Source organism: Streptomyces sp. NPDC036815 (genome assembly GCF_055609205.1).
The window spans coordinates 158,866-165,164 of the sequence record NZ_JBVJPW010000019.1 but is presented as its reverse complement, the minus strand read 5'-3'; the positions used below and the strand labels follow the sequence as shown (position 1 = coordinate 165,164).

Below are 6,299 nucleotides of genomic sequence, written 5' to 3'. Positions count from 1 at the left end.
TTCCGACTCTATCAGACTCTTTCGTGTCCGACTTCCTCGGTGCCTTTCCGGTTCCCGCTCCGGCCTTTCGGCTTTCGCGTTTCCCTTTCCGGCGGCTCCGACTTTATCAGAAGTTCTGAGTCGGAATTCCCGCCCCGTTCGGGTCGGTCCCAGGCACGTGAGTGCTCGGGGCTTCCCTCGCTGGCGGAGCCGTAAACCTAACGGAGCGGGGCGCCCCGATGCAAATCGAGGCGCCCCGCTCCGGAGCTCGTGCAGTCGAGGGGGTCAGACCTCGACGACCACGGGCAGGATCATCGGGCGTCGGCGGTAGTTGTCCGAGACCCATTTGCCCAGCGTGCGGCGGATGAGCTGCTGCAGCTGGTGGGGTTCGACGACACCGTCCTGGGCCGACTTGTCCAGGACTTCCTGGATCCGGGGCATGACGGCACTGAACGCCGAGTCCTCGATGCCGGAGCCGCGCGCCTGGATGGTCGGGCCGCTGGTGATCTTGCCGGTGCTGGAGTCCACCACCACGAAGACCGAGATGATGCCCTCGTCGCCGAGGATCTTGCGGTCCTTCAGGGCGGGCTCGCCGACGTCGCCCACGGAGAGGCCGTCCACGTAGACGTATCCCGCCTGCACCTTGCCGACGATCTTCGCCTTGCCCTCGACGAGGTCGACGACGACGCCGTCCTCGGCGATCACGATCCGGTCGTGCGGGACGCCGGTGAGGGCGCCGAGCTCGGCGTTGGCGCGCAGGTGGCGCCATTCGCCGTGGACCGGCATCAGGTTCTTGGGCTTGCAGATGTTGTAGAAGTACAGCAGCTCGCCGGCCGACGCGTGGCCGGAGACGTGCACCTTCGCGTTGCCCTTGTGGACGACGTTCGCGCCCCAGCGGGTCAGGCCGTTGATCACGCGGTAGACCGCGTTCTCGTTGCCCGGGATGAGCGACGACGCCAGGATCACGGTGTCGCCCTGGACGATGCGGATCTGGTGGTCGCGGTTGGCCATGCGGGAGAGCGCGGCCATGGGCTCGCCCTGGGAACCCGTGCAGACGAGCACGACCTCGCTGTCGGGCAGGTCGTCGAGCGTCTTGACGTCGACGACCAGGCCCGCGGGCACGCGGAGGTAGCCGAGGTCGCGGGCGATGCCCATGTTGCGGACCATCGAGCGGCCGACGAAGGCGACCCGGCGGCCGTACTCGTGTGCGGCGTCCAGGATCTGCTGGATGCGGTGCACATGGCTGGCGAAGCTCGCGACGATGATGCGCTTCTGGGCGCCGGCGAAGACGCCTCGGATCACGTTCGAGATGTCGCGCTCGGGCGGCACGAAGCCCGGGACCTCGGCGTTCGTGGAGTCCGAGAGGAGGAGGTCGATGCCTTCCTCGCTCAGCCGGGCGAACGCGTGCAGGTCGGTCAGGCGGCCGTCCATCGGCAGCTGGTCCATCTTGAAGTCGCCGGTGGCGACCGCCATGCCCGCGGGGGTGCGGATGGCGACGGCCAGGGCGTCCGGGATGGAGTGGTTGACCGCGACGAACTCGCAGTCGAACGGGCCGAGCGCCTCGCGGTCGCCCTCGACGACCTCGAGCGTGTACGGCCGGATGCGGTGCTCCTGGAGCTTCGCCTCGATGAGGGCCAGCGTCAGCTTGGAGCCGATCAGCGGGATGTCCGGCTTCTCGCGCAGGAGATAGGGGACGCCGCCGATGTGGTCCTCGTGGCCGTGCGTGAGCACGATGCCCTCGATGTCGTCGAGGCGGTCCCTGATGGACGTGAAGTCCGGCAGAATCAGGTCGATTCCGGGCTGCTCCTCCTCGGGGAAGAGCACTCCGCAGTCGACGATCAACAGACGACCGTTGAACTCGAAGACGGTCATGTTGCGGCCGATCTCGCCGAGGCCGCCCAGCGGGGTGACCCGCAGGCCGCCCTTCGGGAGCTTCGGGGGAGCGCCGAGTTCAGGATGCGGATGACTCAAAAGACTCTCCTCACCACGCACGCCACGTACCTCCGGGGCACGTGGCGCGCATGACGTTCGTGCAATAGCAGTTGTTGTGTGGGGTGCGGGCGGCCGACAGCTCGTGCCGCGCCCGCGGTCTCGCTTATTCAGTTGTGAAGTCTGTGGTTACAGCTGTACCCCGCCGGCGGCGAGATCGATCTTGAGCTGGTGCGTCTCCTCGGGCGACAGCTCCACCATCGGCAGGCGGAGCGGGCCCGCGGGGCGCCCCTGGAGGGCCAGCGCCGCCTTGGTCGTGATCACGCCCTGGGTGCGGAACATGCCCGTGAAGACCGGGAGCAGCTTCTGGTGGATCTCCGTGGCCTTCTGCACGTCGCCCGAGAGGTGTGCCTCGAGCATGGCGCGCAGTTCCGGGGTGACGACGTGGCCGACGACGGAGACGAAGCCGCACGCGCCGACGGACAGGAGCGGCAGGTTCAGCATGTCGTCGCCGGAGTACCAGGCCAGGTCGGAGCGGGCGATGGCCCAGCTGGCGCGGCCGAGGTCGCCCTTGGCGTCCTTGTTGGCGACGATCCGCGGGTGCTCGGCGAGGCGGACGATCGTCTCGGTGTTGATCGGTACGCCGCTGCGGCCCGGGATGTCGTAGAGCATGACCGGCAGCTCGGTGCTGTCGGCGATCGCCGTGAAGTGCCGGAACAGGCCCTCCTGAGGGGGCTTGTTGTAGTACGGCGTGACGGTCAGGAGGCCGTGGGCGCCGGACTGCTCGGCGGCGCGGGCGAGCTCGATGCTGTGGCGGGTGTCGTTCGTGCCGACGCCCGCGACGATGTGGGCGCGGTCTCCGACGGCGTCCAGTACGGCTCGTACGAGATCGTTTTTCTCCGCGTCACTGACGGTCGGGGACTCACCGGTGGTGCCGTTGATGACGAGGCCGTCATTGCCTGCGTCCACCAGGTGGGCGGCGAGCTGCTGCGCGCCGTCGAGGTCAAGTGCGCCGTCCGCCGTGAAGGGCGTGACCATGGCGGTGAGGACCCTCCCGAAGGGGGTCTGCGGAGTGGAGGTCGGAGCCATGGGTAACACGCTACTCGCTGCTCAGCGCGGGGTCGCCCCTCGGGGGATGTGTGCGGACCTGACAAGTGTGGAGCCCGGCACTGCCTGCTCGGGGGTTCAAGCAGTGCCGGGTCCGTTTGATCAGGCTAGATGAACTTCACGAAGTGCCGCAATACGGACACTTCGCTCGGCCCATCCGCACATCAGTGCCTTACGGCGCCACACGTCCGTTCTTGTTGAAGGCCGCATGGGTGAGAGGCATCAGTTCCGCCCACTGCTGCTCCATGAGCTCGCCGACCATCTCGATCTCGCGCTGCGGGAACGAGGGGACCTTCGCGAGCTCGTGCTGCGTGCGCAGGCCGAGGAAGTGCATCAGCGAACGGGCGTTGCACGTCGCGTACATCGAGGAGAAGAGGCCTACCGGGAGCACGGCGCGGGCGACCTCGCGGGCGACGCCGGCGGCCAGCATCTCCTGGTACGCCTCGTACGCCTGGCGGTAGGAGTCCTCCATGACGCGGCCCGTGAGCTCCTGCTGGGCCTGGGTGCCCTCGACGAAGACGTACTTGCCGGGGCGGCCTTCCTGGACGAGCTTGCGGGACTCCCCGGGCACGTAGAAGACGGGCTGCAGCTCCCTGTACCTGCCCGATTCCTCGTTGTACGACCAGCCGACGCGGTGCCGCATGAACTCGCGGAAGACGAAGATGGGGGCGCTGATGAAGAAGGTCATCGAGTTGTGCTCGAAGGGGCTGCCGTGGCGGTCCCGCATCAAGTAGTTGATCAGGCCCTTCGAGCGCTCCGGGTCCTTCTGGAGCTCCTCGAGGGACTGCTCGCCCGCCGTGGAGACTCGGGCGGCCCACAGGACGTCGGAGTCGGTGGCGGCGTGCTTCACCAGCTCGACGGTGACCTCGCTGCGGAAGCTGGGCTTGAGGTCTTCGGTGGGGGTCTCGCTCACTGGCGGGGTCCTTCCAGGTGCATCACTCGGGCGGCGTCCACTCTATGGCCCGGCACTGACAATCGGCCGTTCGGTGACCCGTCGCGACATTCTTCGACTAATTTGCCGAAACAGGGCACCTTTTGGGCGATTCACGCGTCTATCCAAGTAACAGAGTTCACAGAGCTCCGTTCGAGACCCGTGAGGAGAAGCGCACCCCATGTTCCGTCGGCGAGAGCCCGTCCCGTTCGCCTTCATCGCCGAAGCCGAGAAGTTCCGCAGTAACGTCACTCCCCCGCCCCGAGAGCGCGCGTCGGCCAGTCAGATCATGGGCCGCACGCTCATCGGCCTCACCGTGGTGGCCGGTCTGGTGGGATCCCTGCTCTTCGGGATGCCCGCGATGTCGGCCGACCAGTCACCCGCGCACCACCAGCAGTCCGAAGCCTCCGAGGGACGCTGACCGGAGCGCGTGTCTTCCCCCGTCCGGCCCTGACTCGTCCGGGCCCCCAAGGGTGGTAGCAGGGGACACGGCTCGATAGCCTCACCGGGCACAGCCCATGTGTGGATCGAGTGAGGATCAGCCCGTGCCCCTGCCCTTCCTGACCGTGGACCACGCTTTCGACGACGTGGCGGACGACGCCGCGCTGCCCTTCGACGACCGCGATCAGTGGCGGCGGCCCTACCGCCCCGGCCCCTGGCGGGTCGGGGCTTCCGCGCTTCTGCTGCTGCTCGCCTCGTTCGTCCTCTTCGCCGCGGTGATCATCGCGTTCGCGGGGTCCCTCGCGGGCGCCGCGGTCTGCGCGGGCCTCGCCGTCCTCGTCATCGTCGCCGCCCTGCGGCTGCTGCGCATGGGCACCTGGGTGAGCGCCCGCGGGCTGCGCAGGGTCGGCTTCCTGACGACGCAGACGATCGCGTGGGCACAGATTTCGTCCGTGCGGACCGCGCAGCAGCCGGTGCGCTGGATGGGGCTGCCCCGGACGGTACAGGGGCAGGCGCTCATCCTCGTACGCCGTGATCAGGAGGCGCGGGGCGGCGGGTCGCAGGCGTTGCTGACCGACCGCAACGCGGACTTCCTCACGCGGCACGAGGCGTTCAACCGCGCGGCCGACTCCATCGAGGTGTGGGCCGACACGTACCGGCCCACCGCCTGAAACGCTTCTAGACGTTCACCGGCCGGCCCGCGTGCAGCGCGATGGCCCGCTGCATGGCCTGCCGCGCGCGGGGGGTGTCCCGGGCGTCGTGGTAGGCCACGGCCAGCCGGAACCAGCAGCGCCAGTCGTCCGGCGAGTCCTCGGTCTCGGCCTTGCGCCGGGCGAAGACCTCGTCGGCCGAGTCGCGGTCGATACGGCCGCCGGGAGTCCGCTTCAACTCGTCCACGGGCAGGCCGCCTTCGGCCTCCAGCTCGGCCGCGAGGCGGTTGGCGCGCTGGACGAACTGCGTGTTCTTCCAGAGGAACCAGACGCCGATGACCGGCAGGATCAGCACCGCGACACCGAAGGTGACGGTGAGCACGGTGCCGTGCTGTATCAGGAGCACGCCGCGGCTGCCGACCAGGACGAAATAGACGACCAGGACGGCAGCCGTGACGGCGTAAGTGATCTTCGCTCGCATGGGGGGTCCGCTTCCCGGGTCAGCCGAGGTCCAGGAAGTGTTCCAGGCCGAACGTCAGGCCCGGCGTGCTCACCACGCGGCGCGCGCCGAGCAGGATGCCCGGCATGAAGCTGCTGTGGTGCAGCGAGTCGTGGCGCACGGTCAGGGTCTCGCCCTCCCCGCCGAGCAGGACCTCCTGGTGGGCGAGGAGGCCGCGCAGGCGCACGGAGTGCACCGGCACGCCGTCCACGTCCGCGCCGCGGGCGCCGTCCAGGGCCGTCGTCGTGGCGTCGGGCTGCGGGGCGCTGCCCGCAGCCCGACGCGCCTCGGCGATGAGCTGGGCGGTGCGCGTGGCGGTGCCGCTGGGAGCGTCCGCCTTGTTCGGGTGGTGCAGCTCGACGACCTCGACGGACTCGAAGTAGGGCGCCGCGATCTGCGCGAACTTCATGGTGAGGACCGCGCCGATGGAGAAGTTCGGGGCGATGAGCACGCCCGTCTCCGGGGACGCATCGAGCGACGTGCGCAGCCGCGCGAGGCGCTCGTCGGTCCAGCCCGTCGTGCCGACGACGGCATGGATGCCGTGCCGTACGCAGAAGTCGAGGTTGGCCATCACCGAGTCGGGATGGGTCAGCTCGACCGCGACCTGGGCGCCGGCGTCCGCCAGTGACTCCAGTTCGTCGCCGCGGCCGAGTGCGGCGACCAGTTCCATGTCGTCGGCGGCCTCGACGGCCTTCACGGCCTCGGAGCCGATGCGGCCCCTGGCGCCGATGACCGCCACGCGCAGCTTGCTCATGTCCTTCAA

7 protein-coding genes are annotated in these 6,299 nt (G+C 68.9%); 2 read left to right on the top strand and 5 right to left on the bottom strand.

Going from position 1 to position 6,299, the window contains the following annotated elements; all coding sequences use genetic code 11:
- Positions 1-264: 264 nt before the first annotated feature.
- The 3 genes from ACZ69I_RS30485 to thyX all read right to left on the bottom strand — a co-directional run bounded on the left by ACZ69I_RS30485 (position 265) and on the right by thyX (position 3,928).
- Positions 265-1,950: a ribonuclease J gene (locus ACZ69I_RS30485; RefSeq protein ID WP_467671995.1), complete on the bottom strand. Its 1,686-nt coding sequence runs from the start codon at positions 1,948-1,950 to the stop codon at positions 265-267.
- A gap of 147 nt (positions 1,951-2,097) precedes the next feature.
- The gene (dapA, locus tag ACZ69I_RS30480; RefSeq protein ID WP_467671993.1) at positions 2,098-2,997 is read right to left on the bottom strand and encodes a 4-hydroxy-tetrahydrodipicolinate synthase; all 900 of its coding nucleotides are present in this window, start codon (positions 2,995-2,997) and stop codon (positions 2,098-2,100) included.
- 190 nt (positions 2,998-3,187) lie between these two features.
- The gene (gene thyX, locus ACZ69I_RS30475) at positions 3,188-3,928 is read right to left on the bottom strand and encodes an FAD-dependent thymidylate synthase (RefSeq protein ID WP_389724184.1); all 741 of its coding nucleotides are present in this window, start codon (positions 3,926-3,928) and stop codon (positions 3,188-3,190) included.
- Positions 3,929-4,127: 199 nt separating this feature from the next.
- On the opposite strand from thyX, the gene ACZ69I_RS30470 reads away from it, so the two are divergent.
- Together ACZ69I_RS30470 and ACZ69I_RS30465 are read left to right on the top strand one after the other, a co-directional pair.
- Complete coding sequence (locus tag ACZ69I_RS30470; protein WP_389724181.1) at positions 4,128-4,367, top strand: hypothetical protein; 240 nt, start codon at positions 4,128-4,130, stop codon at positions 4,365-4,367.
- A gap of 124 nt (positions 4,368-4,491) precedes the next feature.
- On the top strand, positions 4,492-5,058 hold the full coding sequence (locus tag ACZ69I_RS30465) for a hypothetical protein (protein ID WP_470835795.1): 567 nt from the start codon (positions 4,492-4,494) through the stop codon (positions 5,056-5,058).
- Between the two features lie 7 nt (positions 5,059-5,065).
- Here the strand turns inward: ACZ69I_RS30465 and ACZ69I_RS30460 are convergent, their stop codons facing one another.
- Together ACZ69I_RS30460 and dapB are read right to left on the bottom strand one after the other, a co-directional pair.
- Positions 5,066-5,518: a tetratricopeptide repeat protein gene (locus ACZ69I_RS30460; RefSeq protein WP_361720974.1), complete on the bottom strand. Its 453-nt coding sequence runs from the start codon at positions 5,516-5,518 to the stop codon at positions 5,066-5,068.
- Between the two features lie 19 nt (positions 5,519-5,537).
- Positions 5,538-6,290 (bottom strand): 4-hydroxy-tetrahydrodipicolinate reductase, encoded by a 753-nt coding sequence (gene dapB / locus ACZ69I_RS30455; protein ID WP_470835793.1) that lies wholly within the window; start codon positions 6,288-6,290, stop codon positions 5,538-5,540.
- Between the last annotated feature and the right edge of the window lie 9 nt (positions 6,291-6,299).

What these genes read in the sequence shown, in the direction of transcription:
- ACZ69I_RS30460 (WP_361720974.1), bottom strand. Translation starts at nt 5,518, where the DNA reads ATGCGAGCGAAGATCACTTACGCCGTCACGGCTGCCGTCCTGGTCGTC.
- ACZ69I_RS30470 (WP_389724181.1), top strand. Translation starts at nt 4,128, where the DNA reads ATGTTCCGTCGGCGAGAGCCCGTCCCGTTCGCCTTCATCGCCGAAGCC.
- dapA (WP_467671993.1), bottom strand. Translation starts at nt 2,997, where the DNA reads ATGGCTCCGACCTCCACTCCGCAGACCCCCTTCGGGAGGGTCCTCACC.
- dapB (WP_470835793.1), bottom strand. Translation starts at nt 6,290, where the DNA reads ATGAGCAAGCTGCGCGTGGCGGTCATCGGCGCCAGGGGCCGCATCGGC.